The following is a 26,762-nucleotide window of genomic DNA, read 5'->3' as shown; positions in this document are numbered from 1 at the left end:
CCGTGAGTTTCGAATCGAGACGAACGATGCCGGTCAGTTGACATACTGGGGCTGCTTTGCAGCCCTTCGCGAGCAAGCTCGCTCCCACGAGGTCCGTGTGATCCTGTGGGAGCGAGCTTGCTCGCGAAGGGTCGCAAAGCGGCCCCAGTTGGCTTTTTAGGGGAACGCCTCACGTGATCAAACACAAGAAAGCCCAGTGGCCCTGGCACGGGCTGACCGCGCTGGTCCTGGTCGGACTGGCGCTGAGTCTGTATTTCGCCACCTCGATGATTTCCTACGAGTGGCGCTGGAACCGGATACCGCAGTACTTCGCCTACCAGGCCGAGGAGGCCCATCGTGCCGCCGGCTATGGCACCGTGCAGGAGATCGTGCGCAAGGGCGACACCGCAGTGGTGACCCTGCGTGACGAAGACGGCAACCAGCAGGTGCTGGAAGTCGATCCGGCCAGCGTGAAGCTGTCCCAGGGCGACGACGTGGCGGAAGGCGACGTCGTCGGCCTGACCCACCACTGGGCCGCCGGCCCGCTGGCCTGGGGGCTGTGGACCACGGTGTGGATTTCCGTGGCCTCCGGGATCCTCGGCCTGGTGATCGGACTGTTCGCCGGCCTCTGCCGCCTGTCCAGCAATCCGACCCTGCGCGACCTGTCGACGGTCTACGTCGAACTGGTGCGTGGTACGCCGCTGCTGGTGCAGATCTTCATCTTCTATTTCTTCATCGGTACCGTGCTCAACCTGTCCCGCGAGTTCGCCGGGGTGGCCGCGCTGGCGCTGTTCACCGGCGCCTATGTGGCGGAAATCGTCCGTGCCGGCGTGCAGTCGATCGCCAAGGGCCAGGGCGAGGCGGCGCGTTCGCTGGGCCTGAACGCCTCGCAGTCGATGCGCCACGTGATCCTGCCGCAGGCGTTCAAGCGTGTGCTGCCGCCGCTGGCCGGGCAGTTCATCAGCCTGGTCAAGGACACGTCGCTGGTCTCGGTGATCGCCATCACCGAACTGACCAAGAGCGGCCGCGAGGCGATCACCACCTCGTTCTCGACCTTCGAGATCTGGTTCTGCGTCGCCGGGCTGTACCTGCTGATCAACCTGCCGCTGTCGCATTTCGCCAGCCGGCTCGAGCGGAGGCTTGCGCAAAGTGATTGAAGTCCGTGATCTGACCAAAGTCTTCGACACCCGCGGCATGGTCGTCCGGGCTGTGGATAACGTCACCACCCAGGTGGCGCGTGGCGAGGTGCTGGTGGTGCTCGGCCCGTCCGGTTCGGGCAAGTCGACCTTCCTGCGTTGCCTGAACGGCCTGGAATCGTTCGACTCCGGTAGCGTCGCCATCGACGGTCTGCAACTGGCCGACCCGAAGACCGATATCAACGCCTATCGCCGCGAAGTGGGCATGGTGTTCCAGCATTTCAACCTGTTCCCGCACATGACCGTGCTGGAGAACCTGTGCCTGGCGCAGAAGGTCGTGCGCAAGCGCGGCAAGGCCGAGCGCGAGGCCAAGGCCCGGGCGTTGCTGGACAAGGTGGGTATCGGCCAGAAGGCCAACGAGTACCCGTCGCGGTTGTCCGGTGGCCAGCAGCAGCGCGTGGCGATCGCCCGGGCGCTGGCGATGGACCCCAAGGTCATGCTGTTCGACGAGCCGACTTCGGCGCTCGACCCGGAGATGGTCGGCGAGGTGCTGGACGTGATGAAGACCCTGGCCCAGGAAGGCATGACCATGGTCTGCGTGACCCACGAGATGGGCTTTGCCCGGGAAGTGGCGGACCGGGTGCTGTTCTTCGATCACGGCAAATTGCTGGAGGATTCGCCGCCGGAGCAGTTCTTCACGACGCCGAAGGATCTGCGGGCCCAGGCGTTTCTGCGGCAAGTCCTTTAAGTCCTCTGGGCCTGCTTTGCAGGCCTTCGCGGGCAAGCCACGCTCCTACGAGGATACGCGCTACCGCTGTAGGAGCGTGGCTTGTCGTGTGACGAACCACCGCGAAGGACCGCAAAGCGGTCCACACTCGCGACTACAGCCGGAACCGCGAAACCAACCCCTGCAAATGCGTCCCCAGCCGCGCCAGCTCGACGCTGGACGCTGCCGTTTCCTCACTCGCCGATGCTGTCTGATCCGACACATCGCGCACGTTCATCACGCTGCGGTTGATCTCTTCCGCCACCGCGCTCTGCTGCTCCGCCGCCGCGGCGATCTGCTGGTTCATCGACTGGATCGACGACACGGTCCGGGTGATGGTTTCCAGGGACACGCCGGCACTGCGGGTCAGTTGCACGCTGCTGTCGGTGAGGCTGCGACTGTTGTCCATCACCGCCGCCACTTGCTGGGTGCCGTTCTGCAGCCCGGCGATCAATTCCTCGATCTCCTCGGTGGACTGCTGGGTACGCTGCGCCAGGCTGCGTACTTCATCCGCGACCACGGCGAAGCCACGTCCGGCTTCGCCGGCGCGGGCCGCTTCGATGGCGGCGTTGAGGGCCAGCAGGTTGGTCTGCTCGGCCACCGACTTGATCACGTCGAGGACGCTGCCGATCTTGTCGCTCTCGCTCTTGAGCTGGCTCATGGCCTCGCTGGAGTTGCCCACTTCCCTGGCCAGACGCTCGATCTGCGCAATGGCCTCGGCTACCACGCGGTCACCCTCGCGGGCCTGGTTGTCGGCCATCTTCGCCGCCTCCGAGGCCTCCTCGGCGTTGCGTGCGACTTCATGCACGGTGGCCGCCATTTCGTTCATGGCGGTGGCGACCTGATCGGTCTCGACCTTCTGGTTGTTGACCCCGGCGCTGGTCTGCTCGGTGACCGCCGAAAGCTCCTCGGCGGCGCTGGCGATCTGCGTGACACCGTCGCCGATGCCGCCGATCAGCTCGCGCAGGCTGACGGTCATGCGCTGCATGCTGCGCTGCAACTGGCCCAGCTCGTCGCGGCGCTGCTCGTTGAGATCGTGGCTGAGGTCGCCGCCGGCGATGCGGTCCACGGCGGTGAGGGCGTGGCGCAGCGGGATGATGATCTGCCGGGTGATGGCCCAGGAGGCGAGGATGCCGAACAGCAGTGCCAGCACGGTGGCCAGGCCCAGGGTCGACTTGGCCTGCTGCGATTCGGCATCGCGGATCCTGGTCTGCGACACGCTCAGCTCGGTGCTCAGGTCGAGCAGGCGGGTGCCTTGCTGACCCATCTTCGTCAGGGCCTGTTCGCTGCTTTCCTGGGCGTTGCCGAACTGCACCACGGCGCCACGGTAGGCGGACAGCGCGTCGGCGGCGTCGGCGAGGTCGCCATGGTGTTCCGCCGGTACGCGCTCAGGCAGGCTCTTGAGCAGGCTCAGGGCCTGGTCGATGGCGGTCAGGGCGGTCGCCTGGTACTTGTTCGCGCCGCTGTAGGTGTAGCCGCGCACCTGGAAGCGCGCCTGCTGCAGCAGGCTGGCGGTCTCCACCGCGCTGTTGAACAGCTGGATGTCGCCGCCTTGCAGCAGCGCCTGCTGGACCTTGGCGATCAGCGCGGCCGCCTTGTCGGCGCTGGCACCGAGCACGACCCGCGCGGCCTCGCGGGCGTCGGCGGACTTCTTCAGCTCGGTGAAGTTGCGCTCGTACTCGCGCACCGCCTCGCTCTGCTGTACCAGGCGGCGATGGTCGTCGCCTTCGCTGATGAGCTTTTCCACCTTGCGCAGTTCGCCGTCCAGCGCGGTCAGGGCCTTCTCCACCTGAGCGATGGACTCGGCGTCACGCTTGTGCTCATAGGTCTGGCGGGAAATGCGCAGGACCTGGGTGGCCTGGTAGACCTCGGAAATCTCGCCGAGCTTGTCGCCACGGTCGATCACGCCGCTCAGCCCGGACCAGCCGGTGAGGGTGATCACCAGGGTCAGCAGCAGGACCACGCTGAAGCCGATGCCCAGTTTCAGGTTGACGCTCACATTGCCCAGGTGCTGGGCCATCCATCGGTACATGCTGGGACTCCATTTCGATCAGGCGGACAGGTTTTTATTAGAGGTGATCCTGCATCGGCGCGCGACGCCGAAACTGAAGGTAGAAACCTGTCTGAAACGGGCTTTCCAGACTAGCCAATAGTCTTATGCGGAGTGTGGATAATGGTCCGGAAAGATGTCGGATCTTTCCGGAGTGGCGCTAGAACAGACGTGCCAGCAGCGCCGTGACCGCCGTTTCCACACGCAGGATGCGCTCGCCCAGCTGCACCGGTGCCAGCCCGGCCTTGCCCAGCAGGTCGATTTCGTAGGGAATCCAGCCGCCTTCCGGGCCGATGGCCAGGGTCACTGGTTGGTTGACGCCGCGTGGGCAGGGCGGGTGGTTGCCGGGATGGCCGACCAGGCCGAGGGTGCCCTGGGCGATGGCTGGCAGGCGGTCCTCGACGAAGGGCTTGAAGCGCTTCTCGATGATCACCTCGGGCAGCACCGTGTCGCGCGCCTGTTCCAGGCCGAGGATGAGGTTTTCGCGGATCGCCTCGGGGGCGAGGAACGGGGTCTGCCAGAAGCTCTTTTCCACCCGGTAGCTGTTGACCAGCACCAGCTTCGCCACGCCCATGGTGGCGACGGTCTGGAACACCCGACGGAGCATCTTCGGTCGCGGCAGGGCGAGGATCAGGGTCAGTGGCAGCTTGGCCGGCGCTGGCTGGTCGAAACTCAGCGACAGCTCGGCTTCATGGCCTTCCAGGCGTTCGACCCGGGCCTGGCCCATCAGCCCGCCGAGACGGCCGACGCGCAGGCTGTCGCCGACCGCCACGCGGTGGATGTCCTGCATATGGGTAAAGCGGCGGTCGCTGAGGACCGCCCGGTCGGCCGCGGTGAAGTCGGCCTCCTCGAGCAGCAGCAGGTTCACTGTTGGGTCGCTGGCGGCTGGTCGTCAGGGGTATCGTCGCTGGCCTCATGCTCCTTGCTGCGCTTGCGCACCAGGCCGCCGAACAGCACGCCGACCTCGAACAGCATCCACATCGGCACGGCCAGCAGGGTCTGCGAGAAGATGTCCGGCGGGGTCAGGACCATGCCGACCACGAAGCAGCCGATGATCACGTAAGGGCGGATCTTGCGCAGGTACTGCACGTCGACCACGCCGATCCACACCAGCAGCACCACCGCGACGGGAATCTCGAAGGCCACGCCGAAGGCGAAGAACAGGGTCATGACGAAATCGAGGTAGCTGGCGATGTCGGTCATCATCGACACGCCTTCCGGGGTGGCGCTGGCGAAGAAGCCGAAGATCAGCGGGAACACCAGGAAGTAGGCGAAGGCCATGCCGGCGTAGAACAGCAGGATGCTGGAAACCAGCAGCGGCACGGCGACGCGTTTTTCATGGCGGTACAGGCCCGGGGCGATGAAGCCCCAGATCTGGAAGAGGATGTACGGGATCGCCAGGAACAGCGAGACGATCATGGTCAGCTTGAACGGCGTGAGGAACGGCGAGGCCACGTCGGTGGCGATCATCGTCGCGTTGGCCGGCAGGTGCGCACGCAGCGGCGCCGAGACCAGGGTGTAGATCTGCTGGGCGAAGGAGAACAGCCCGGCGAAGATCAGGAAGACCGCGGCGACGCAGCGCAACAGGCGGGTACGCAATTCGGTGAGGTGCGACACCAACGGCATCGGCTGGTCGTTTTCCGGGATATCGCTCATGGGGCTCGCGGCGGTTGGGTCGGTTCGGTGGGCGTCGCTGCCGCTGGCGCGGCTTCAGGCGTCGCGGCGGGCGGCACGGGCGTCGCTTCGGCGGACGGGCTGCCCGGGGTGTTGGCCGGGTCCGGGATCACGCTCTGCGGATTGAGGATGCGCCGGGCCTCCTGCTCCATGGACAGGATGTGCTCGTTGTGCAACTGCCGGCGAATCTCGTCGGCACCGATCTCGCGCTCCACTTCCTGCTTGATCGCGTTGAAGCTGCGCTTGAGCCGTCCGACCCACAGGCCGGCGGTACGCGCGGCGCCGGGCAGGCGCTCGGGGCCGAGCACCACCAGGGCGACCAGGCCGACGAGCAGCAACTCACTGAAGCTGATGCCGAACATGGAATCACTCTTTCCTTGCAGGTTCCTGGACCTTCTGCGCCTGGCCGTCGATGGTGTGCGGCTGGTTCAGCGGGGTGCCCTGCGGTTGGACCGGCTGGGAAGGTTGTGCGTTCTGGACGTTCGGGTCCGCCGGTTTTTCGTCTTCGTTCATGGCCTTGCGGAAGCCCTTGATGGACTCGCCGAGGTCGCTGCCGAAGTTCTTCAGTTTCTTGGTACCGAATACCAGTACCACGACGACCAGCAGAACGATCCAGTGTTTCCAGTCAAAAATACCCATGGTGCTTTCCTCGAATGGTGTTCAATCAGGCCGAAGGCTGGCGCGCGGCCTTCTCGTCATGGCCGGACAGGCCGAAGCGCCGTTCCAGCTCGTCCAGCACGGCCTGCGGGTGCTGGCCCAGGGCACTGAGCATGACCAGGCTATGGAACCACAGATCGGCGGTTTCATAGATGACATCGCTGTAATCCCCGCTGGCGGCGGCATCCTTGGCGGCGATGATGGTTTCCACCGACTCCTCGCCGACCTTCTCCAGGATCTTGTTCAGGCCCTTGTGGTACAGGCTGGCGACGTAGGAACTGTCGGGGGCCGCGCCCTTGCGGGCTTCCAGTACTTCGGCCAGGCGGCTCAGGGTGTCGCTCATGTCAGTGTCCTGCGTGGTAGATGGCATTCGGGTCCTTGAGGACCGGATCGACGGTTTTCCACTGGCCGTCCTCGAAGACGCGGTAGAAGCAACTTTCGCGGCCGGTATGGCAGGCGATGTGGCCCAGTTGCTCGACCATCAGGATGATCACGTCGGCGTCGCAGTCCAGGCGCATTTCGTGCAGTTTCTGCACATGGCCGGACTCCTCGCCCTTGCGCCACAGTTTGCCACGGGAGCGCGACCAGTAGATGGCGCGCTGCTCGGCGGCGGTCAGGGCCAGCGACTCGCGGTTCATCCAGGCCATCATCAGCACGCGCCCGGTCTTGTGGTCCTGGGCGATGGCCGGCACGAGGCCGTCGCTGTTCCAGTTGATCTCGTCCAGCCAGTCTTTCATGTTCGACTCCAAATCAGGCCACGGCCCCGCGCCGATGCCGGCGGCTAGTGTGCCAGCGGTTGACGCGGCTGGCTATCGGCGCACCACCAGATAGAGGCCCGCAGCCAGCATCAGCCAGGCCGGCCAGGAGGTCACGGCGGTCAGGGGTTCGGCGCCGGCGGCCAGTGTGGCGCCACCACCGAGCAGGACGGCACCGAGCAGGCGCAGGGCCCAGTGGTCCTGCTGCTGCCACGGCGCGGGTGGGTCGTTGCGGTGCGGCTGCGACATGCGTTCGAGCAGGTCGCGGGTCATGTTGGCCAGGTGCGGCACCTGCTCGACCTGGCTGTGCAGGTTCTGCAGCAGTGTCTTCGGGCTGACCCGCTCGCGCATCCAGCGTTCCAGGAACGGCTGCGCGGTGCTCCACAGGTCGAGGTCCGGGTACAGCTGGCGGCCCAGGCCTTCGATGTTGAGCAGGGTCTTCTGCAGCAGCACCAGTTGCGGCTGCACTTCCATGTTGAAGCGCCGCGCGGTCTGGAACAGGCGCATCAGCACCTGGCCGAAGGAGATGTCCTTGAGCGGTTTTTCGAAGATCGGCTCGCACACGGTGCGGATCGCCGCCTCGAATTCGTTGAGCTTGGTCTGCGCCGGGACCCAGCCCGAATCGATGTGCAACTGCGCCACGCGGCGGTAGTCGCGCTTGAAGAAGGCGAACAGGTTGCGCGCCAGGTAGTCCTGGTCTTTCGGGGTCAGGCTGCCGACGATGCCGCAGTCGATGGCGATGTACTGCGGGCTCCACGGCTTCACGGTACTGACGAAGATGTTGCCGGGGTGCATGTCGGCGTGGAAGAAGCTGTCGCGGAACACCTGGGTGAAGAAGATCTCCACGCCACGCTCGGCCAGCATCTTCATGTCGGTGCGCTGGTCGGCGAGGGTTTCCAGGTCGGTGACCTGGATGCCATAGATGCGCTCCATCACCAGCACCTTCGGCCGGCACCAGTCCCAGTAGACCTGGGGCACGTACATCATGTCCGAGCCCTCGAAGTTGCGCCGCAGCTGGCTGGCGTTGGCCGCCTCGCGGAGCAGGTCGAGTTCGTCGTAGATGGTCTTCTCGTAGTCGCTGACCACATCCACCGGGTGCAGCAGGCGGGCGTCGGCGGAGACCCGCTCGGCACCGCGGGCGATGAGGAACAGCCAGGCGAGGTCCTGGGCGATCACCGGCTTGAGGCCCGGGCGCACCACCTTGACCACCACTTCCTCGCCGCTCTTCAGGCGCGCGGCGTGGACCTGGGCGACCGAGGCCGAGGCCAGTGGCTCGACGTCGAAACGCGAGAAGATCTCGCCGACTTTCGCACCGAGCTGCTCCTCGATCAGGGCTACGGCTTTCTGCGGGTCGAACGGCGGCACGCGGTCCTGCAGCAGCATCAGCTCGTCGGCGATGTCCGCCGGCAGCAGGTCGCGGCGGGTCGAGAGCAATTGACCGAACTTGATGAAGATCGGCCCGAGGTCCTGCAGGGCCAGGCGCAGGCGCGCGCCGCGGCTCAGGTCGAGCGGCTTGCGCGGCAGCCAGCGCCAGGGCATGAGCAGGCGCAGCGAGGCGAGCCACCAGGGCAGGGGGAGGTCGAACAGCAGGTCATCGAGACGGTAGCGGATCACGACGCGCTGGATGCGCAACAGACGGCGGACGGCAAGCAGCTTCATGCGTTATCGCTGGATTCAAGGGATCGGGCAAGGCGCTCGATGCGCGCCTCGAGGCGTTCAATGTCGAGCTTGAGGATGTCGAGCTCGCCGAAGCGGGCTTCGGCTTCGCGCAGACCGACCAGGGTCCGCGACTCTTCGGCCAGGTACTCGGACGCGGTGCGACCGAGGCTGGCCAGGCTCTGCCGGGTCCAGCGCGCGCGGCTGCGCAGATGGCCACTGAGCAGTTGGGTGGCCACCGGACCGAGCCAGCGGGAGACTTCGTACTCCCAGTCCAGCTCCAGGTCCTGCAGCACGCCGACCAGGTCGAGCAGCACGGTACTGTCGCCGTCCAGTTCGACCTGCGGGCTGTGCAGCACGGCGCTCTTGTCCTGGCTCAGGGCCAGTTGCGCCAGGCTGCTGGCCGGGGCGCGCAGGGTGCAGTCGGGGGCACTGGCCCACTGGCTGGCGAGCAGCAGGCCTTCATCGCTGGGCAGAATGAACAGTTGCAGGGCCGGCTGGCGGCAGTCGATGGCGATCACCTTGCCATCGAGCGGGGCCAGGCGCGGCAGCGCGGTGCTGTCCAGGCGCAGGACACGGTTGAGGCCGTGCTCGACGCTGGCGAGAAGGCCGGCCAGCAGCATCAGGGCTTGATACCGCGGTGCAGGGCGACGACGCCATTGGTCATGTTGTGGTAGGTGACGCGATCGAAGCCGGCGTCGACCATCATGGCCTTGAGGGTTTCCTGGTCGGGGTGCATGCGGATCGATTCGGCCAGGTAGCGGTAGCTTTCCGAGTCGTTGGTGATCAGCTTGCCGGCCAGCGGCATGAAGGCGAACGAGTAGGCGTCGTAGATCTTGGACATCAGCTTGCTGGTCGGCTTGGAGAATTCCAGTACCAGCAGGCGGCCACCGGGCTTGAGCACGCGCAGCATGGAGCGCAGGGCTTCGTCCTTGTGGGTGACGTTGCGCAGGCCGAAGGCGATGGTCACGCAGTCGAAATGGTTGTCCGGGAACGGCAGCTTTTCCGCGTCGGCCTGGACGAATTCGACGTTGCCGGACACGCCCAGGTCGAGCAGGCGGTCACGACCGACCTTGAGCATCGAGGCGTTGATGTCGGCGAGCACGACCTGGCCGGTAGGGCCGACCAGGTGGGAGAACTTGCGGGTCAGATCGCCGGTACCGCCGGCGATGTCCAGCACCCGGTTGCCGCTGCGCACCCCGGACAGCTCGATGGCGAAGCGTTTCCACAGGCGGTGCATGCCGCCGGAAAGCACATCGTTCATGAGGTCGTATTTGGCGGCTACGGAATGGAAGACCTCGGCGACTTTGTCGGCCTTCTGGCTTTCCGGAACGCTCTGGTAACCGAAATGAGTGGTGGGTTCGGCGTTATCGCCTTTGCGCTGCTCGTTCATATCGCTTCACCGGGAAAAATTACTCGCCATTCTAGGGCGTGCGACTGCATTTGTCTTGGCGGGGTTGTCGCGGCTGGAGGCGGGGGCATAATGCGCCAGTATGCCCTTGCAGCCAGGACCCGATGAATGACCCAGATCAGCGTTGAACGTAAACACAGCCTCGGCCGCGAGGCCGCCCGCCAGAAGGCCGAAGCCCTGGTCGAGCGGCTTTCCCGCGAATATGACCTGAAGGCTGAATGGAAGGGTGACCGGGTCGAGGTCAAGCGCAGCGGTGCCAATGGCAGCGTGGAGATCGGCGAGGACAGCATTCGTGTCGAACTCAAGCTGGGCATGATGCTCTCGATGATGGGCGGCACCATCAAGACCGAGATCGAGCGCGCGCTGGACAAGGCGCTGGCTTGAATGTGGCATGGCGGGGCGTGCAATGCGCCCCGTCCTTTAGGGTGCCCATTCTAATTTTTCTCCGTACCTTGGCTTCCAATCCCCGATCCGTGGGTAGTTCTTCCATTCCGTCATCAGTTCGAGGTGCAGAGCATGGCCAAAGCGATCCTGAAGAAAGAAGACGATGTCCAGAGCAGCCTGGGCGAAGTGCGTGGTTACGCGCGCAAGATCTGGCTGGCCGGCCTTGGGGCCTATGCCCGCGTGGGCCAGGAGAGTGCCGAATACGTCAAGGACCTGATCAAGGCGGGCGAACAGGTCGAGAAACGCGGCAAGAAACGTATCGACCGTGAAGTCGACGCAGCCAACAGCGAGATCGATTCGGCGAAGGAAGAACTGCGCAGCGTGAGGGGCAAAGTCGAGGTCCAACTGGACAAAATCGAAAAGGCTTTCGACACGCGGGTAGCCAGCGCCTTGAATCGCATCGGCATTCCGTCTAAACATGACGTTGAAGCACTTTCTGTCAAGCTCGATGAGCTGACGGCGTTGCTCGAACGCGTCACGGGCAAACAATAAGGAGAGCGGGATGGCTGACAAGAAAACGACTGATAAGAAAGAAGGCAGCTCCTGGATCGGGGGAGTCGAAAAGTACTCTCGCAAGATCTGGCTGGCGGGCCTGGGCCTCTACTCGAAGATCGACCAGGACGGCCCCAAGCTGTTCGATACCCTGGTCAAGGATGGCGAAAAAGCCGAGAAGCAGGCGAAGAAAAGCGTCGATACCGCCAAGGACGGTGCCAAGGCAGCGACCTCGCGTGTCACTGACGTGAAGGACCGTGCCCTGGGCAAGTGGAGCGAGCTGGAAGAGGCGTTCGACAAGCGTCTGAACAGTGCGATCTCGCGTCTTGGCGTGCCGAGCCGCAATGAGGTCAAGGCACTGCACAAGCAGGTCGATACGCTGACCAAGCAGATCGAGAAACTCACCGGTGCTTCGGTAACGCCGGTTTCTCCGCGCACCACGGCGGCCAAGAGCGCAGCAGCCAAGCCTGCGGTGAAAACCGTGGCGGCGAAGCCTGCCGCCAAGACCGCGGCGGCCAAACCTGCCGCTGCCAAGCCTGCGGCCAAGCCGGCTGTAGCGAAAACCGCGGCCGCCAAACCGGCTGCCAAGCCTGCCGCGAAACCAGCGGCCGCCAAGCCAGCCGCGGCGAAGAAGCCAGCGGTGAGGAAGGCCGCGGCACCGAAGCAGGAAGCGCTCAAGCTGGCACCATCGTCGGCAAACGGCGCGGCCCCGGTCGCCAGTGCTGCTCCGGCTACCACCAGCACGGCAGCACCAGCGCCAGCGGCTCCGGCAGCGACGCCATCCAGCCAGTCCTGATCACAGGCGGCTGTAAACAGAACGCCCGGCTCAGTGCCGGGCGTTTTGTTTTGTCAGGTGGATTTCAGCCTTCCAGATAACGCAGCGCCAGCTGCTCCGCCGCATGCCGCGACGGCACCTCCAGGTGCGGCGCCACCAGCATCATGATCTGGTACACCACCACGCCCACCTCCGCCTCCCGCGCCAGCACCCGCTGGTAATCGAGAGAGAACAGCAACGTCAGGGTGATCTGCTCCACCAGCTGGCCCAGGGCCTGGGTATCGCTGGTCACCTGGCCCTGGGCCTTGAGGCTGGCGAGCAGGGCGGCAAGGGTGCGCTTCAGCGAGTTGAGCAGGCTGCGCATGCCGCGGGCCAGCTTCGGCAGGCGTCCGGTGAGGTTCGACAGGTCCTGGAACAGGAAGCGGTACTGCGCCATGCGCTCGACGATCAAGTGCAGGAACAGCCAGTAGTCCTCGGCGTCCAGGCGCACTTCCAGCGGTGGATCGAGCAGTGGCGTCAGCTCGTCCTCGAAGCGCTCGAACAAGCCCAGTACCAGCGGCTCCTTGCCGTGGAAGTGGTAGTACAGGTTGCCGGGGCTGATGCCCAGCTCGTTGGCGATCTCCAGGGTCGAGACATTCGGTTCGCCCTGCTGGTTGAACAGCAGCAGGGCGCATTCGAGGATGCGGTCGCGGGTTTTCATCCAGTCCTCTGATCAGCGCACCAGCACGTATTGGCCAGGTGCGGGGTCCATCGCCGAATAGCTGGCGTTGCCCAGGCTGCTGCCGGTTTCACGCAAGGCGCCGGAGCGTGCCTGAATCCATTCCAGCCATAGCGGCCACCAACTGCCGTCCTTTTTTTCCGCGTCGTAGTACCAGGCCCGCGGATCGCTGCTCAGCTTGGGGTTGAGCACGTAGTGCGCCTTGGGGTTGCCCGGCGGATTGATGATGCTCTGCACATGGCCGCTGTTGGACAGCACGAAGCGCCGTTCGCCACCGAGCAGCAGGGTCGAGCGGTACACCGCGTCCCACGGGGTGATGTGGTCGTTGTGGCCGGCGACATGGAAGCTGTCGACGGTGATCTTCTGCAGGTCGATCGGCGTGCCGCAGACCTCCAGGCCGGCGGAATGGGCCAGCGGGTTGTACTTGAAGAAGTCCAGCAGATCGCCGTGCAGTGCCGCGGGCAGGCGTGTGCTGTCGTTGTTCCAGTAGAGGATGTCGAAGGGCGGTGGTGTCTTGCCGAGCAGGTAGTTGTTGACGAAGTAGTTCCACACCAGGTCGTTGGGCCGCATCCAGGCGAATACCCGGCTCATTTCACCACCATCGAGCACGCCCTGCTGGTACGAGCGGCGCTTGGCCGCTTCGAGGGTCTGCTCGTCGGCGAACAGGCTGGCCGGGCTGTCCAACTGGCTGTCGAGCAGGCTGACCAGGTAGGTGGCGCTGTGCACCCGACGCAGTTGCCGCTTGGCCTGCAGATGCCCCTGCAGGGCGGCCATGGTCAGGCCGCCGGCGCAGGCGCCCATCAGGTTGACGTCGCGGCTGCCGGTGATCGAGCGGCACACGTTCATGGCCTCCTCCAGCGCCGCCACGTAGCTCGACAGGCCCCATTCGCGATGGCGCCGGTCGGGGTTGCGCCAGCTGACCATGAACACCTGCAGACCGTTCTTCAGCATGTACTGCACGTAGCTGTTGGTCGGGTTGAGGTCGAAGATGTAGAACTTGTTGATCTGCGGTGGCACCACCAGCATCGGCCGGGCGTACTGCTTCTCGCTCATCGACTTGTACTGGATCAGTTCCAGCAGCTCGTTGCGAAACACCACCGCCCCCGGCGTGGTGGCCAGGTTGCGACCGACCTCGAAGGCGTCCCGGGCAACCTGCCGGGGCATGCCGCCGTTGTGGCGCAGATCGTCGAGCAGGTGGCCGAGGCCGCGCACCAGGCTCAGCCCGCCGGAGTTGAAGACCTCCTTCAGCGCGGCCGGATTGAGCAGGGTATTGCTCGGCGACACGGCGTCGTTGAGCAGGGTGAAGAGGAAGTGCGCGCGGGCGCGGTCGTCTTCGCTCAGCTGGCTTTCGTCGATCCACTGGCGGGTCTGCTTCTGCCAGCTCAGGTAGGCCTGCAGGCCACGGCGGTAGAACGGATTGAGGTTCCAGGCCGGATCGCTGAAGCGGCTGTCGCGGGTGCTGGGTTGGTGCAGGGTGTCGCCGAGCAGCACACGGCCCAGTTGGCCACCCAGTTCGAGCATGTGCCGCGCGGTGTACAGCGGATGGCGCAGGCTGTGGCGACTGACGTGGCGTAGGGTCGAGATCAGGTCGCGACCACGCAGGCCGGTGATCGCGTTCTGAATGTTGATCGTGGTGGCGGGGTTGGTGTTCACCGCTTTCACAGGTTTGTCTTTCATCAGGCAACACTCCGTCGTCGAGCCATCGACAAACTGAACCAGGGCAATGAGCGACTCCACCTTGACCATGCGCTCGCGTGCTCCGGCTTTCCTGCCGGACGTGCGGGCGATGAGGTGCGGTTCAAGCGCTCGGGGCGGGCCGAGGGTGCATGACGGCGCGTTGGCGCTCCTGCTGGAGGAACTTCATGATGATCGGCGCCACGGCCTCGGCACGGGTAATCAGAAACAAATGTCCATCGTCGATTATGTGTAGCTGGGCATTGGGAATTCGCCAGGCCAGGAAGCGCATATTGATCAATGGGATCAGCGGGTCGTCGTCGCCGGCCAGGACCAGGGTCGGTTGCTGGATCTTGTGCAGCCAGTGCACGCTGGTCCAGCCCAGCCCGGCGAACAGCTGCCAGTAGTAGCCGAGCTTGCCGCCGGAGCGCACCTTGGAGGCATGCGACAGGGCCAGCTCCGGATCGCGGCGGAAGGCGCCGCCATAGATCAGCGGCGCGATGCGGATCACATGGGACGGCTGCACGTAGCGCCGCGGACTGGCCATCATCCACAGCACCTTGGGCTTGCCCGGGACCATCACCGCACCGGCGGCAGTGGCGGCCAGCACCAGCTTCTTGCAGCGTTCCGGGTAGTCGTGGGCGAACTGCTGGGCCAGGGCGCCGCCCCAGGACACGCCGATGGCGTTGACCTGGCCGTAGTCGAGGTAATCGAGCATGCGCGCGGTCAGTTTGGCCAGGCCCGGGAAGCGGTAGGGCTGGCGCGGCGTCGACGAGCCGCCGACACCGGGCACATCGAAGGCGATGACTTCCAGGTCCGGATCAAGGGCCTGGATGAAGGGGAAGACCAGCTCAAGGTTGGCACCGATGCCATTGAAGATCAGCAGCGGCGTCAAGTGCGGCTTGCCGGGGCGAACCGCGGTGCGGATGGTCTGTCCATCCAGGTCGACGGTTCGGAAGATGTACGGTTGCGGCATGCGCGGACCCTGTCGGCTAATGGCGTGCCGCCGGTTTCAGGCCGGCGGCACGGCGGTTTCAACGTTCGTGGACGTAGGTGCCCGGCGACGCCTCGCCTGCCGGGTAGGCCTTGTTGCCGAGACTGTCCGGTGCATTCTTCAGCTCGCCGGAGCGCTCGCCCAGCCACTTCTGCCAGTACAGCCACCAGGAGTCGGTGTGCTTGCTGGAGTGTTCTTGCCAGTCGTTGGCATCGGCGGGCATTTCCGTGCTGGTCATGTAGCGCGCCTTGGGGTTGCCCGGCGGGTTGAGGATGCTCTGGATGTGCCCGCTGTTGGACAGCAGGAACTCCACGTTGCCGCCGAACAGCTGCGCCGATTTGTAGCAGGACTGCCACGGGGTGATGTGGTCGGAGGTACCGGCGACGCAGAAGATGTCGGTGGTCACCTGCTTCAGGTCGATCGGCGTGCCGCAGACTTCCAGGGCGTCGGGGCGGGTCAGCGGGTTGTTCTTGAACATCTCGATCAGGTCGCCGTGGAAGGCGGCGGGCAGGCGCGTGGTGTCGTTGTTCCAGAACAGGATGTCGAACACCGGTGGTTCGTTGCCCAACAGGTAGTTGTTGACCCAGTAGTTCCAGATCAGGTCATTGGGGCGCATCCAGGCGAACACCTTGGCCATGTCGCGCCCCTCCAGCACCCCGGCCTGGTAGGAGTGGCGCTTGGCTGCCTCGAGGGTCTGTTCGTCGACGAACAGCGCGACCTGGGTATTGAGGGTGGTATCGAGGACGCTGACCAGCAGGGTCATGGCGTTGACCTTCTTTTCCCCCAATGCCGCATAGTGGCCGACCAGCGCGGTGCAGGTGATGCCGCCGGAGCAGGCGCCGAGCATGTTCAGGTCGTCGCTGCCGGTGATGGCCAGGACCACGTCGACGGCTTCCTTCAGCGCGTCGATATACGTCGACAGCCCCCACTCGCGCTGTGCCTTGGTCGGGTTGCGCCAGCTGACGATGAAGGTCTGCACGGTGGAGCGCAGGCAGAAGCGCGCCAGGCTCTTTTCCGGGCTGAGGTCGAAGACGTAGAACTTGTTGATCTGCGGTGGCACCACCAGCAGCGGCCGCTCATGCACCTGCTCGGTGATCGGGCTGTACTGGATCAGCTCCAGCACGTCGTTGCGGTACACCACCGCGCCTTCACTGGTACCGAGGTTCTTGCCGACCTCGAAGGCGTCCATGTTGACCTGGCTTGGCATGCCGCCGTTGTTCACCAGGTCCTTGGCCAGGTTGGAGAGGCCGTCGAGCAGGCTCTTGCCGCCGGTTTCGAAGAAGCGCTTGACCGCCGCCGGGTTGGCCATGGTGTTGGTCGGTGCCATGGCTTCGGTCATCAGGTTGATGACGAAGTGGGCACGGCTGATATCGGTGTCGGACAGGCTGCTGTCGCCGACCCAGTCATGCAGCTCCTTGCGCCAGGCCAGGTAGGTCTGCAGGTAGCGGCGATACAGGGGGTTCTGGCTCCAGGCCGGGTCGTTGAAGCGACGATCGTCGCCTTCCGGCTGCAGGCCGGATTTGCCGAAGATCACGTCCTTGAGCTCCATGCCGAAGTGCGCGACGTGCTTGGCGCTGTGCAGCGGCTGCCGGATGGCCTGGCGCAGCACCATGCGGGCAGAAGTCAGCAAATCCTTGCGGCGCAAGCCTATGACCGGGTTCAGACCCAGGGTGTTTTCCGAGGCTTGGCGCTGCAGGTCATCGTTACTCTTGTTGCTCATCTACGACGCTCCGTTGTCCTGAGACGAGTACCGCTGTGCGCCTGGCGTTGACCAGACGATGCCGGTACTGCTGCTCGGGTGACCAGTGATAACGAGTTGCGATCCTGCGGGCCGGCGCTGAGCAGCGTTGAGCGTTGCGGGTAGTGTCCGCGGGTGAAGACTGCCTGCTTTCGCTCGCGTTCTCTGCATGCCGGCCCGTTCTCGATCTTCTGCGAAAAGATGCAGAGAACCTGCCAGATCCATTGGTTACCCGACTTTCCATCAATGCGCAAGCCGGCCAGAGGCTGGCCGGTGCCGCAGCCATTCAAGCAGATCGCTTTAGAAAATGCGCTCTAAAACAGGAGAGTACCGGGCTAGAGCATCAGCTTGATGACAGACTCGGACGGGTCGCGGGATTTGCCGGCGGCGGCGAGATCCTTGAGATATTCGGCCCAGAGTTCGTCCTGGCGCAGGCACAGCTGCTCGAGGTATTCCCAGGTGAACAGGCCGCTGTCATGGCCATCGTCGAAGCTCAATTTCAGTGCGTACTGGCCGGCGGGTTCGAGCTTGCTCAGGCCGACGCCGATCTTGCCAAATTGCAGGATCGGATTGCCGTGGCCCTGGACTTCGGCGGAGGGTGAATGCACCCGGAGGAATTCGGCGGGGAGGGTGTAGACCTCGTTCGGCGCGTAGGTGAGCGTCAGGGTCTTCGAGGCTTTGTGCAGGTTGATCGCGGTGGGCAGGCGGGTCATGAGTGGCTTCCTGGTACAGGCGGTAGGCTGCATGCAGCTTACCGCCTGAAGCGTGGCGCTTACAGGATGTAGCGCGACAGGTCTTCGTTCTGCGCCAGCTCGCCGAGGTGGCTGTTGACGTAGTCGGCGTCGATGCGGATCGGCGCTTCGCTGTGGGCGCTGGCCAGGTCACCGGCGCTGAACGACACCTCTTCGAGCAGGCGTTCGAGCAGGGTGTGCAGGCGACGGGCACCGATGTTCTCGGTCTTCTCGTTGACCTGCCAGGCGATCTCGGCGAGGCGCTTGATGCCTTCCGGTACGAACTCGATGTTCAGGCCTTCGGTCTTCAGCAGTTCGCTGTATTGCAGGGTCAGCGACGCGTGCGGCTCGCTGAGGATGCGCTCGAAGTCTTCCGGGGTCAGGGCCTTGAGCTCGACGCGGATCGGCAGACGACCCTGCAGCTCGGGCACCAGGTCGCTCGGCTTGCTCAGGTGGAAGGCGCCGGACGCGATGAACAGGATGTGGTCGGTCTTGACCATGCCCAGCTTGGTGTTGACCGTGCAGCCTTCGATCAGCGGCAGCAGGTCGCGCTGCACGCCTTCGCGGGAGACATCGGCGCCGCCGACGTTGCCGCGCTTGGCCACCTTGTCGATCTCGTCGATGAACACGATGCCGTGCTGCTCGACCGCTTCCAGGGCCTTGGCCTTGAGCTCTTCCTCGTTGACCAGGCGACCGGCTTCCTCGTCACGTACCAGCTTGAGCGCTTCCTTGACCTTGAGCTTGCGGCTCTTGCGCTTGCCCTTGCCCATGTTGGCGAACAGGTTCTGCAGCTGGTTGGTCATCTCTTCCATGCCCGGCGGCGCGGAAATGTCGACACCCATGGCCTCGGCCACTTCGATCTCGATTTCCTTGTCGTCCAGCTGGCCTTCACGCAGGCGCTTGCGGAACAGCTGGCGGGTGTTGGAGTCCTGGCTCGGCGCCGGGTCTTCGTTGAAGCCGGCACGCGCGGGTGGCAGCAGGGCGTCGAGGATCCGGTCCTCGGCGGCGTCCTCGGCGCGGTGGCGCACGCGGATCATTTCCTGCTCGCGGAGCATCTTGATCGCTGCGTCGGCCAGGTCACGGATGATCGACTCGACGTCGCGGCCGACGTAGCCGACTTCGGTGAACTTGGTCGCTTCGACCTTGATGAACGGCGCGTTGGCCAGCTTGGCCAGGCGGCGGGCGATTTCGGTCTTGCCGACGCCGGTAGGGCCGATCATCAGGATGTTCTTCGGCGTCACCTCGACGCGCAGTTCGGCGGGCAGTTGCATGCGCCGCCAGCGGTTGCGCAGGGCGATGGCCACGGCGCGCTTGGCGTCGTCCTGGCCGATGATGTGGCGGTTGAGTTCGTGAACGATCTCGCGGGGGGTCATGGACATGGTATGTGGTGGTCCCGTGGCAATGGATTCAGCGTGGAAAAGCCCGGCGATGTATCCGGGCGCCAGAACAGCTGAATCACTCGGCCAGGTCCTGCTCCTCGATGGTCAGGTTGTGGTTGGTGAACACGCAGATGTCGCCGGCGATGTTCAGGGCGGTCTCGGCGATTTCCCGGGCCGACAGGTCGGTTTTCTGCAGCAGGGCGCGGGCCGCGGCCTGGGCGTAGGCGCCACCGGAGCCCATGGCGATCAGGCCGTCTTCGGGTTCGACCACATCGCCGTTGCCGGTGATGATCAGCGAAGCGTCCTTGTTGGCGACCGCGAGCATGGCTTCCAGGCGGCTCAGGGAACGGTCGGTACGCCATTCCTTGGCCAGCTCGACGGCGGCGCGGATCAGGTGGCCCTGGTGTTTTTCCAGTTGGCCTTCGAAACGTTCGAACAGGGTGAAGGCGTCGGCGGTGGCGCCGGCGAAACCAGCGATGACCTGGCCGTGGTACAGGCGACGGACCTTCTTGGCGTTGCCTTTCATCACGGTGTTGCCGAGGGAAACCTGGCCGTCGCCGCCCATGACGACTTTGCCGTGGCGACGAACTGAAACGATGGTGGTCAAGGGAGAGTCTCCACGCAGCGGGGCGAAAATGCCTGTGCAGACTCATATGGGGGTGCGGGGAAGGATTTCAACCTTGACAGATGGGCGGTGCGACCTTGGTCTTGGGGCCGTGCAGATCCGTTGTAGGAGCGTGGCTTGCCCGCGAAGGACCGCATAGCGGTCCCAAAATAGAATCGGCAATGCCATTTTGGGACCGCTATGCGGTCCTTCGCGGGCAAGCCTCGCTCCTACGGGAGGGTGATATGGCCTCAGCCCTCGTGGCTGATATGCCCATCCACCACGGTGTAGCGCACCGCACCCGGCAGGCAATGACCGATGAACGGGCAGTTGTCGCCCTTCGAGCGCCATTGCTCGCCCACCACGGTCGAGGCTTTCGGGTCGAACAGCACCAGGTCGGCCGCCGCGCCGACGCGCAGCTCACCGACGGGCAGGCGCAGTGCCGCGGCAGGGCCGGCGGACAGGCGCTGGAGCAGGGTCGGCAGGTCGAGCAGGCCGTCCTCCACCAGGGTCAATGCCAGTGGCAGCAGCACTTCGACGCTGCTGATGCCCGGCTCGGTGGCGCCGAATGGCGCCAGCTTGGCATCCCGTTCATGGGGCTGGTGATGGCTGGAGATCGCCTGGATCACCCCGGACTTCACCGCCTCGCGCAGGCCGTCGCGGTCGGCGCGGGTGCGCAGCGGCGGTTGCACGTGGTACAGGCTGGAGAAGTCCACCAGCGCTTCGTCGGTGAGGATCAGTTGGTACAGCGCCACATCGGCGGTGACCGGCAGGCCGCGGGCCTGGGCCTGGGCGATCAGTTGCGCGCCGCGGGCGCTGGTCAGCTGGCTGAAGTGCGCGCGCACGCCGGTCTGTTCCACCAGCAGCAGGTCACGGGCCAGGGCCACGGTCTCGGCGGTCTCCGGGATGCCCGCCAGGCCAAGGAAGCTGGCCATGGCGCCTTCGTGGGCCAGGCCGCCGGCGGCCAGGTCGCGATCCTGGGAGTGGAACACCACCGTCAGGTCGAAGGTGGCCGCGTACTCCAGGGCCCGGCACAGGGTGCGGGTATTGCGGAAGCTGTCCAGGCCGTTGCCGAAGGCCACGCAACCGGTGTCGCGCAGGGCCACCAGTTCGGCCAGTTGCTCGCCTTCCAGACCCTTGCTCAGGGCACCGACCGGGAACACCTTGGCGTGCCCGGCTTCGCGGGCGCGGTCGAGGACCAGTTCGGCGACCGCGGGCGTGTCCAGCACCGGTTTGGTACGTGGCGGGCAGCACAGGCTGGTGACGCCACCGGCGGCGGCGGCGCGGGTTTCGCTGGCGATGGTGCCCTTGCGGCTGTAGCCCGGCTCGCGCAGGGACACGCTGAGGTCGACCAGGCCTGGCGCGACCACCAGGCCGCTGGCGTCGATGCTGCGGATCGCCTTGAAGCCCGCGGGCGCGGCGCCGATGGCGACGATCTTGCCGGCATCGGTGTGCAGGTCGGTGACCTGGTCCAGGCCGCTGTTGGGGTCGATGACCCGGGCGCCGAGGATACTGAGGGTCACTGGGCGTTCTCCTGCTCGAATTGACGTTGGGCGTTCTGCCCGCTCATGGCCATGGACAGTACCGCCATGCGCACGGCGATGCCGTAGGTGACCTGGTTGAGGATCACCGAGTGGGCGCCGTCGGCCACCGCCGACTCGATTTCCACGCCGCGGTTGATCGGTCCCGGGTGCATGACGATGGCATCCGGCTTGGCCCCGGCCAGGCGCGCGGTGGTCAGGCCGAACAGGCGGTAGAACTCGCCCTCGCTGGGCAGCAGGCCGCCGGCCATGCGCTCGCGCTGCAGGCGCAGCATGATCACCACGTCGACGTCCTTCAGGCCTTCTTCCAGGTTGGTGTAGACCTTCACCCCGTACTGCTCGATACCCACCGGCAGCAGGGTTTTCGGGCCGATCACACGGATGTCGGGGCAGCCCAGGGTCTTCAGCGCGAGCATGTTCGAACGCGCCACCCGCGAGTGCAGGATGTCGCCGACGATGGCCACCGAGAGGTTCTCGAAGCCGCCCTTGTGGCGACGGATGGTCAGCATGTCGAGCATGCCCTGGGTCGGGTGGGCGTGGCGGCCGTCGCCGCCGTTGATGATCGCCACCTCGGGGCAGACGTGCTCGGCGATGAAGTGCGCGGCGCCGGAGTCGGCGTGGCGCACCACGAACATGTCGGCGGCCATGGCTTCGAGGTTGCGCAGGGTGTCGAACAGGGTTTCGCCCTTGCTGGTCGAGGAGGTCGAAACATTGAGGGTGATCACGTCCGCCGACAGGCGCTGGGCGGCCAGTTCGAAGGTGGTGCGGGTGCGGGTGGAGTTCTCGAAGAACACGTTGCACACGGTCTTGCCGCGCAGCAACGGGACTTTCTTCACCGCCCGGGCGCCGACTTCAAGGAACGAGTCGGCGGTATCGAGGATTTCGGTGAGCAACTCGCGGGGCAGGCCGTCGAGCGAGAGGAAGTGGCGCAGCTGGCCCTGATCGTTGAGCTGCAGCGGGCGCTTGGCGTCGATTGGCGTCATCGCGGGGGACTCTTAAAGGGCGGAAGCGGAGGCGAGGTCCTGGCGCTCGAGGACGAGCGGCGCGGGGCCGAGCAATTTTACCCGTTCATGGGGGGCCAGCGACAGGGTGGCGCCGACCACGTTCGGGCGGATCGGCAGTTCCCCGGCATCCAGGTCGAGCAGGCAGACCAGGGTCACGCTGGCCGGGCGGCCATAGTCGAACAGCTCGTTGAGCGCGGCGCGGATGGTCCGGCCGCTCATCAGCACGTCGTCCACCAGCACCAGGTGCTGGCCTTCGATCTCGAACGGCAGCTCCGACGGGCGCACCTGCGGGTGCAGGCCGTTCTGGCTGAAGTCGTCACGGTAGAAGGACACGTCGAGGGTGCCGAGGGCGGTCGTGTTGCCCAGTTCGTCGAGCAGCGCCTGGGCCACCCAGACGCCACCGGTACGGATACCGATGAAGCGCGGCTCGGCAATGTTGCGACGGTTCAGATGGGCGCGAAGGTCGACGGCCATCTGCCGGATCAGTTCGGCGGGATTGGGTAGGCTCATGCTTGCTCCTCAAGAGGCCGGGGCAGTGGGCTGGCCCGACTCGAAACCAATGATTCGGGGGTTACGACGCGGTATTGGCCTCCAGCCAGCCTTGCAGGAGCAGGGCGGCGGCGATGGCATCGACCGGGTTGTCGCGATAACTGCCGCGCTGGCCGCCACGGGCCATGCGCTCGCCCTTGGCCTCGAAGGTGGTCAGGCGTTCGTCGTGGGTGTGTACCGGCAGGTTGAAGCGGCCGTTCAGGCGGCGGGCGAACTTTTCGGCGCGCTCGCTCATCTCGCTGGGAGTGCCGTCCATGTTGAGCGGCAGGCCGACCACCAGGGCATCGGGTTGCCACTCCTTGATCAGTTTTTCGATCTGGCTCCAGTCCGGCACGCCGTTCTGCGCCTTCAGGGTGCACAGCTCGCGGGCCTGGCCGGTGATGACCTGGCCGACGGCGACACCGATCTGCTTGCTGCCGTAGTCGAAACCCAGCAGCAGACGAAGCTCGGCCATCAGGCGTGCCCCGCCTGGCTGGTCAGCAGGTGCAGGTTGATGCCCAGGCGCGCGGCGGCGGCATCGAGGCGCAGCTCGGTGGCCATGCCGAAGAGGATTTCCGCGTCGAACGGGCAGTTCAGCCAGGCGTTGTCGGCCAGTTCGGCCTCCAGTTGCCCGGCTTCCCAGCCGGCGTAGCCGAGGGTGATCAGGCTGTTGCGCGGGCCGCTGCCGTTGGCGATGGCGAACAGCACGTCCTGCGAGGTGGACAGCGCCAGGCCATCGAGCTGGATGGTGGCCTGGTAGGACTTGTCAGCGCTGTGCAGGACGAAGCCGCGGTCGGTCTGCACCGGCCCGCCGATGTAGATCGGCACGTTCAGGCTGGAGGGCGACGGTTCTTCCTCGGGGCGCAGTTGCTCGAGGATGTCGGCCAGGTTCAGCTCCTGCGGACGGTTGATCACCAGGCCCATGGCACCGTTGGCGTTGTGCTCGACGATGTAGGTCAGGGTCTGGGCAAAATTCGGGTCCGCCATGTGGGGCATGGCGATCAGGAACTGATGCTTGAGGTAACTCGGGCTGAAGTTTTTCATGCCTAGTAGTGTGGCGGCGAGGGGCCGGGCTGACAAGCCGGGGTGTCGCTAATTGCTCGACAGGCGGTCGCCGCGGGCGAAGCGCCAGGTCCGGATGATTTCCAGCCGGTCGATGTCCGACAGGTCGCCGGTGAACGGCGCGAAGGGCGCCGCCAGGCGCACGATGCGCTGCGCCGCCTGGTCCAGCAGCGGCTGCCCGGACGATTCCAGCACCAGCACTTCGTACAGCGAGCCGTCGCGGTTGATCGAGACCATCAGTCGCAGGCTGCCGTAGATCTGCTGGCGACGGGCTTCGTCGGGGTAATTGAGGTTGCCGATGCGCTCGACTTTCTTGCGCCATTCGTCCTTGTACCAGGCGCCCTTGTCGCGCATGGTCGAGGCCGCGCTGAGGCGGTGGATGCGCGGACGCTTGGCGTAGAGCTGTTGTTCGTTGGCCAGTTCGGCTTCGAGGCTGGCGATCTGGCTGGACAGTTGCGAACTGTCGAAGTCCGGCGTCTGGGCCTTCGGTGCCTGCTGTGGCTTGGCTTCCTTGGGCGCGGGCTGCACTTTCTGCGGCTTTGGCGCGACCGTGGTGACCGCGGCCTTGGCCGGTGGTGGTGGCACGTCTTCCTGGCGCGAGACCGGCGGTGGCGTGACCTTGTTCACCTTGTTGTCCTGGAACGGCGCCACTTCGGTGGTCTTCGGTACCTCCGCCTTGTCCAGGGTGCCGCTGCCCTGCTGATTCTCCTGGGCGAGGAAATCAGCCTTTTTCGGCGCCACTTCGCTCTTGAAGGTGGCCAGGGTGATTTCCATGGTGCGGCGGATTTCTTCCGGCTTGGCGAAGCTGAAGCTCACCCCGAGGATCAGCGCCAGGTGCAGCAGCGCCGCCACGAACAGGGTAAAGCCCAGGCGGTCCGCCGCGCGAACGCGGGGCGGGGCAAGGTCGGCGGGGAGGTCGGCGGGAAGCGTCATCTAGGGTCAACAACCGGCGGAGCGGGGAGCCAGGTGGCAAAGGACCGGCATGATAACCCACTCCGCGGCGTTTCCTCTTGTCGTCGGTCAGCGTGCCTTCAGCTGGCGATCGATGGCGTCCATCAACTGCCCGCCGATATCGGTGTTGTAGGCCGCGTCGATCTCGCGGATGCAGGTCGGGCTGGTGACGTTGATTTCGGTGAGGTAGTCGCCGATCACGTCGAGGCCGACGAACAGCAGGCCCTTCTCGCGCAGGCTCGGGCCGACCTGCGCGGCGATCCAGCGATCGCGCTCGGTCAGCGGGCGGGCTTCGCCGCGACCGCCGGCGGCCAGGTTGCCGCGGGTCTCGCCGCTGGCCGGGATGCGCGCCAGGCAATAAGGCACCGGCTCGCCGTCGATCATCAGGATGCGTTTGTCGCCGTCCTTGATTTCCGGCAGGAAGGCCTGCGCCATGATCTGCTGGTGACCGTGCTGGGTCAGGGTTTCGAGGATCACCGAGAGGTTGGGGTCGCCCGGACGGTGACGGAACACCGAGGCGCCGCCCATGCCGTCCAGCGGCTTGAGGATCACGTCGCCGTGGGTGGCGGCGAATTCACGCAGGATGTCGGCGCGGCGGCTGACCAGGGTCGGCGCCATGCACTGCGGGAAGCGCGTGGCGAACAGCTTCTCGTTGCAGTCGCGCAGGCTCTGCGGGCGGTTGACCACCAGCACGCCTTCGGCCTCGGCCTGCTCCAGCAGGTAGGTGCTGTAGACGAACTCCAGGTCGAAGGGCGGGTCCTTGCGCATCAGGATCACGTCCAGCTCGGCCAGCGGGCTGTCCTGCTCGGCCTCCAGCTCGAACCAGCGCTCCGGGTTGGCGAAGACTTTCAGCGGGCGCATCCGCGCGCGGGCCTGGCCGGCACCCAGGTAAAGGTCCTTCTGCTCCATGTAGAACAGCGTCCAGCCACGCGCCTGGGCGGCCAGCAGCATGGCCAGCGAGCTGTCCTTCTTGTAGGAGATGGACGCGATGGGGTCCATGACAATGCCGAGGCGAACGCTCATGGGGGGAAATCCTCTCGGCGGCGCGGGGCCGCGGTGGTTCGAATGAAAAGTGGCTCAGGGTGGCGCCCGCGGCGCTGGCGGTCAAGCGGAAAACCCCGGGGTGGCTTGATGGAATGCACCCTGTGAGTGTGCTAAAAATGCGTGGCAGGTGGCCGGCATGGCGCGATCCGACAGTAATGGTAGAGCGAATATGGTTCAGCCCGACGCGGCATTGAAAGTGATGGTGATCGACGACTCCAAGACGATTCGCCGCACCGCCGAGATGCTTCTGAGCGAAGCGGGGTGCGAGGTCATCACGGCCATCGACGGTTTCGATGCCTTGGCCAAGATCGTCGACCACCGTCCCGGGATCATCTTCGTCGACGTCCTGATGCCGCGGCTGGACGGTTACCAGACCTGCGCCCTGATCAAGCACAACATGGCGTTCAGGGACACCCCGGTGATCATGTTGTCGTCCCGCGACGGCTTGTTCGACAAGGCCCGCGGACGGATCGTCGGTTGCGATCAGTTCCTGACCAAACCGTTCAGCAAGGAAGAGCTGCTGGAAGCGATCCGTGCCCACGTGCCGGGTTTCACCGCAGAAGAACAACACGCACCCTGACGCCAGCGCCCCGCGCGCTGGCGTCTTTCCTTTCATGGGGAACAGCATGGCCCGAATTCTCATCGTCGACGACTCGCCGACCGAAATGTACAAACTCACCGGAATGCTCGAAAAACACGGGCACCAGGTGCTCAAGGCGGTCAATGGCGCCGACGGCGTGGCCCTGGCCACCCAGGAGAAGCCCGATGCCGTGCTGATGGACATCGTCATGCCCGGCCTGAACGGTTTCCAGGCCACCCGCCAGCTGAGCAAGGACCAGGCGACCAAGGACATCCCGGTGATCATCGTCACCACCAAGGACCAGGAAACCGACAAGGTCTGGGGCACCCGCCAGGGCGCCAAGAGCTACCTGGTCAAGCCGGTGGACGAAGATGCCCTGATCCGGGTCCTCAACGACGTTCTCAAGGCTTGACCCGCGG

31 protein-coding genes and 1 pseudogene are annotated in these 26,762 nt (G+C 65.3%); 7 read left to right on the top strand and 25 right to left on the bottom strand.

Features of this window, described 5'->3' with window-relative positions; genetic code table 11:
* The first annotated feature begins 173 nt into the window (after positions 1–173).
* Together CHB99_RS02985 and CHB99_RS02980 are read left to right on the top strand one after the other, a co-directional pair.
* Positions 174–1,136: an amino acid ABC transporter permease gene (locus CHB99_RS02985; protein ID WP_042120493.1), complete on the top strand. Its 963-nt coding sequence runs from the start codon at positions 174–176 to the stop codon at positions 1,134–1,136.
* Positions 1,129–1,863, top strand: coding sequence for an amino acid ABC transporter ATP-binding protein (locus CHB99_RS02980; protein ID WP_042120660.1), 735 nt, complete (start codon positions 1,129–1,131; stop codon positions 1,861–1,863). The genes CHB99_RS02985 and CHB99_RS02980 overlap by 8 nt, the downstream gene beginning before the upstream one ends.
* A 133-nt stretch (positions 1,864–1,996) precedes the next feature.
* On the opposite strand, the gene CHB99_RS30465 is transcribed toward CHB99_RS02980, so the two are convergent.
* The 11 genes and pseudogenes from CHB99_RS30465 to ubiE all read right to left on the bottom strand — a co-directional run bounded on the left by CHB99_RS30465 (position 1,997) and on the right by ubiE (position 10,066).
* On the bottom strand, positions 1,997–2,710 hold the full coding sequence (locus CHB99_RS30465) for a methyl-accepting chemotaxis protein (protein WP_428977836.1): 714 nt from the start codon (positions 2,708–2,710) through the stop codon (positions 1,997–1,999).
* 141 nt (positions 2,711–2,851) lie between these two features.
* Positions 2,852–3,901, bottom strand: a pseudogene (locus CHB99_RS30460) (methyl-accepting chemotaxis protein); the annotation flags it as partial.
* A gap of 190 nt (positions 3,902–4,091) precedes the next feature.
* Entirely contained in the window at positions 4,092–4,799 is a 708-nt protein-coding gene (locus CHB99_RS02970) for a 16S rRNA (uracil(1498)-N(3))-methyltransferase (protein ID WP_042120491.1), read from the bottom strand.
* Positions 4,796–5,587, bottom strand: a complete 792-nt coding sequence (gene tatC, locus CHB99_RS02965) for a twin-arginine translocase subunit TatC (RefSeq protein WP_042120489.1) — start codon at positions 5,585–5,587, stop codon at positions 4,796–4,798. The genes CHB99_RS02970 and tatC overlap by 4 nt, the downstream gene beginning before the upstream one ends.
* The gene (tatB, locus tag CHB99_RS02960) at positions 5,584–5,967 is read right to left on the bottom strand and encodes a Sec-independent protein translocase protein TatB (RefSeq protein ID WP_042120488.1); all 384 of its coding nucleotides are present in this window, start codon (positions 5,965–5,967) and stop codon (positions 5,584–5,586) included. Before tatB ends, tatC begins: the two co-directional genes overlap by 4 nt.
* A gap of 4 nt (positions 5,968–5,971) precedes the next feature.
* Positions 5,972–6,244, bottom strand: coding sequence for a twin-arginine translocase TatA/TatE family subunit (locus tag CHB99_RS02955; protein ID WP_042120487.1), 273 nt, complete (start codon positions 6,242–6,244; stop codon positions 5,972–5,974).
* Between the two features lie 25 nt (positions 6,245–6,269).
* Entirely contained in the window at positions 6,270–6,605 is a 336-nt protein-coding gene (locus CHB99_RS02950; RefSeq protein ID WP_042120485.1) for a phosphoribosyl-ATP diphosphatase, read from the bottom strand.
* A gap of 1 nt (position 6,606) precedes the next feature.
* A complete protein-coding gene (gene hisI / locus CHB99_RS02945) occupies positions 6,607–6,999 on the bottom strand; it encodes a phosphoribosyl-AMP cyclohydrolase (RefSeq protein ID WP_042120483.1) in 393 nt (130 codons plus the stop codon).
* Positions 7,000–7,071: 72 nt separating this feature from the next.
* Positions 7,072–8,676 carry a ubiquinone biosynthesis regulatory protein kinase UbiB gene (gene ubiB, locus CHB99_RS02940; protein WP_089266409.1) on the bottom strand — a complete coding sequence of 535 codons (1,605 nt, stop codon included), beginning with the start codon at positions 8,674–8,676 and terminating at the stop codon, positions 7,072–7,074.
* Positions 8,673–9,296, bottom strand: a complete 624-nt coding sequence (locus CHB99_RS02935; RefSeq protein ID WP_042120479.1) for a ubiquinone biosynthesis accessory factor UbiJ — start codon at positions 9,294–9,296, stop codon at positions 8,673–8,675. Before CHB99_RS02935 ends, ubiB begins: the two co-directional genes overlap by 4 nt.
* Entirely contained in the window at positions 9,296–10,066 is a 771-nt protein-coding gene (gene ubiE, locus CHB99_RS02930; RefSeq protein ID WP_042120478.1) for a bifunctional demethylmenaquinone methyltransferase/2-methoxy-6-polyprenyl-1,4-benzoquinol methylase UbiE, read from the bottom strand. The genes CHB99_RS02935 and ubiE overlap by 1 nt, the downstream gene beginning before the upstream one ends.
* A gap of 126 nt (positions 10,067–10,192) precedes the next feature.
* Between ubiE and CHB99_RS02925 the strand changes: the two genes are divergently transcribed.
* The 3 genes from CHB99_RS02925 (at position 10,193) to CHB99_RS02915 (ending at position 11,816) form a co-directional block, all read left to right on the top strand.
* Positions 10,193–10,468, top strand: a complete 276-nt coding sequence (locus CHB99_RS02925; protein ID WP_042120476.1) for a polyhydroxyalkanoic acid system family protein — start codon at positions 10,193–10,195, stop codon at positions 10,466–10,468.
* A 132-nt stretch (positions 10,469–10,600) separates the two neighbouring features.
* Positions 10,601–11,020, top strand: a complete 420-nt coding sequence (locus CHB99_RS02920; RefSeq protein WP_042120473.1) for a phasin family protein — start codon at positions 10,601–10,603, stop codon at positions 11,018–11,020.
* 10 nt (positions 11,021–11,030) lie between these two features.
* Positions 11,031–11,816: a phasin family protein gene (locus CHB99_RS02915; RefSeq protein WP_042120471.1), complete on the top strand. Its 786-nt coding sequence runs from the start codon at positions 11,031–11,033 to the stop codon at positions 11,814–11,816.
* A gap of 64 nt (positions 11,817–11,880) precedes the next feature.
* On the opposite strand, the gene CHB99_RS02910 is transcribed toward CHB99_RS02915, so the two are convergent.
* From CHB99_RS02910 to gshB, 14 genes are all read right to left on the bottom strand, one after another.
* Positions 11,881–12,495 (bottom strand): TetR/AcrR family transcriptional regulator, encoded by a 615-nt coding sequence (locus tag CHB99_RS02910; RefSeq protein WP_042120469.1) that lies wholly within the window; start codon positions 12,493–12,495, stop codon positions 11,881–11,883.
* Positions 12,496–12,507: 12 nt separating this feature from the next.
* Positions 12,508–14,190, bottom strand: coding sequence for a class II poly(R)-hydroxyalkanoic acid synthase (phaC, locus tag CHB99_RS02905; RefSeq protein WP_042120658.1), 1,683 nt, complete (start codon positions 14,188–14,190; stop codon positions 12,508–12,510).
* Between the two features lie 121 nt (positions 14,191–14,311).
* Complete coding sequence (gene phaZ, locus CHB99_RS02900; RefSeq protein WP_042120468.1) at positions 14,312–15,163, bottom strand: poly(3-hydroxyalkanoate) depolymerase; 852 nt, start codon at positions 15,161–15,163, stop codon at positions 14,312–14,314.
* A 58-nt stretch (positions 15,164–15,221) separates the two neighbouring features.
* Positions 15,222–16,901 (bottom strand): class II poly(R)-hydroxyalkanoic acid synthase, encoded by a 1,680-nt coding sequence (gene phaC / locus CHB99_RS02895; protein ID WP_042120466.1) that lies wholly within the window; start codon positions 16,899–16,901, stop codon positions 15,222–15,224.
* Positions 16,902–17,254: 353 nt separating this feature from the next.
* Positions 17,255–17,632, bottom strand: coding sequence for a gamma-butyrobetaine hydroxylase family protein (locus tag CHB99_RS02890; RefSeq protein ID WP_042120464.1), 378 nt, complete (start codon positions 17,630–17,632; stop codon positions 17,255–17,257).
* Positions 17,633–17,691: 59 nt separating this feature from the next.
* A complete protein-coding gene (gene hslU / locus CHB99_RS02885; protein ID WP_042120462.1) occupies positions 17,692–19,029 on the bottom strand; it encodes an ATP-dependent protease ATPase subunit HslU in 1,338 nt (445 codons plus the stop codon).
* A gap of 76 nt (positions 19,030–19,105) precedes the next feature.
* Entirely contained in the window at positions 19,106–19,636 is a 531-nt protein-coding gene (gene hslV / locus CHB99_RS02880) for an ATP-dependent protease subunit HslV (protein WP_028945572.1), read from the bottom strand.
* A 248-nt stretch (positions 19,637–19,884) separates the two neighbouring features.
* Positions 19,885–21,156, bottom strand: coding sequence for a dihydroorotase (locus CHB99_RS02875; protein WP_042120457.1), 1,272 nt, complete (start codon positions 21,154–21,156; stop codon positions 19,885–19,887).
* Positions 21,153–22,157: an aspartate carbamoyltransferase catalytic subunit gene (locus tag CHB99_RS02870; protein ID WP_042120455.1), complete on the bottom strand. Its 1,005-nt coding sequence runs from the start codon at positions 22,155–22,157 to the stop codon at positions 21,153–21,155. Before CHB99_RS02870 ends, CHB99_RS02875 begins: the two co-directional genes overlap by 4 nt.
* A 12-nt stretch (positions 22,158–22,169) precedes the next feature.
* Positions 22,170–22,688 (bottom strand): bifunctional pyr operon transcriptional regulator/uracil phosphoribosyltransferase PyrR, encoded by a 519-nt coding sequence (gene pyrR, locus CHB99_RS02865; protein ID WP_042120453.1) that lies wholly within the window; start codon positions 22,686–22,688, stop codon positions 22,170–22,172.
* Positions 22,689–22,749: 61 nt separating this feature from the next.
* Positions 22,750–23,181: a Holliday junction resolvase RuvX gene (ruvX, locus tag CHB99_RS02860; RefSeq protein ID WP_042120451.1), complete on the bottom strand. Its 432-nt coding sequence runs from the start codon at positions 23,179–23,181 to the stop codon at positions 22,750–22,752.
* Entirely contained in the window at positions 23,181–23,750 is a 570-nt protein-coding gene (locus tag CHB99_RS02855; RefSeq protein WP_042120450.1) for a YqgE/AlgH family protein, read from the bottom strand. The genes ruvX and CHB99_RS02855 overlap by 1 nt, the downstream gene beginning before the upstream one ends.
* 48 nt (positions 23,751–23,798) lie before the next feature.
* Complete coding sequence (locus CHB99_RS02850; RefSeq protein WP_042120448.1) at positions 23,799–24,701, bottom strand: energy transducer TonB; 903 nt, start codon at positions 24,699–24,701, stop codon at positions 23,799–23,801.
* Between the two features lie 87 nt (positions 24,702–24,788).
* A complete protein-coding gene (gshB, locus tag CHB99_RS02845; RefSeq protein ID WP_042120446.1) occupies positions 24,789–25,742 on the bottom strand; it encodes a glutathione synthase in 954 nt (317 codons plus the stop codon).
* Between the two features lie 190 nt (positions 25,743–25,932).
* Between gshB and pilG the strand changes: the two genes are divergently transcribed.
* Together pilG and pilH are read left to right on the top strand one after the other, a co-directional pair.
* Positions 25,933–26,343, top strand: a complete 411-nt coding sequence (gene pilG / locus CHB99_RS02840; RefSeq protein WP_042120444.1) for a twitching motility response regulator PilG — start codon at positions 25,933–25,935, stop codon at positions 26,341–26,343.
* 46 nt (positions 26,344–26,389) lie between these two features.
* Positions 26,390–26,755 (top strand): twitching motility response regulator PilH, encoded by a 366-nt coding sequence (gene pilH, locus CHB99_RS02835; protein WP_042120443.1) that lies wholly within the window; start codon positions 26,390–26,392, stop codon positions 26,753–26,755.
* The last annotated feature ends 7 nt before the right edge of the window (positions 26,756–26,762 follow it).

The sequence above is a fragment of the Pseudomonas japonica genome, from assembly GCF_900188455.1.
Lineage (GTDB): Bacteria > Pseudomonadota > Gammaproteobacteria > Pseudomonadales > Pseudomonadaceae > Aquipseudomonas > Aquipseudomonas japonica.
Note: the sequence above shows the minus strand (reverse complement) of the source record. Positions and strands in the feature narration are given on the sequence as shown.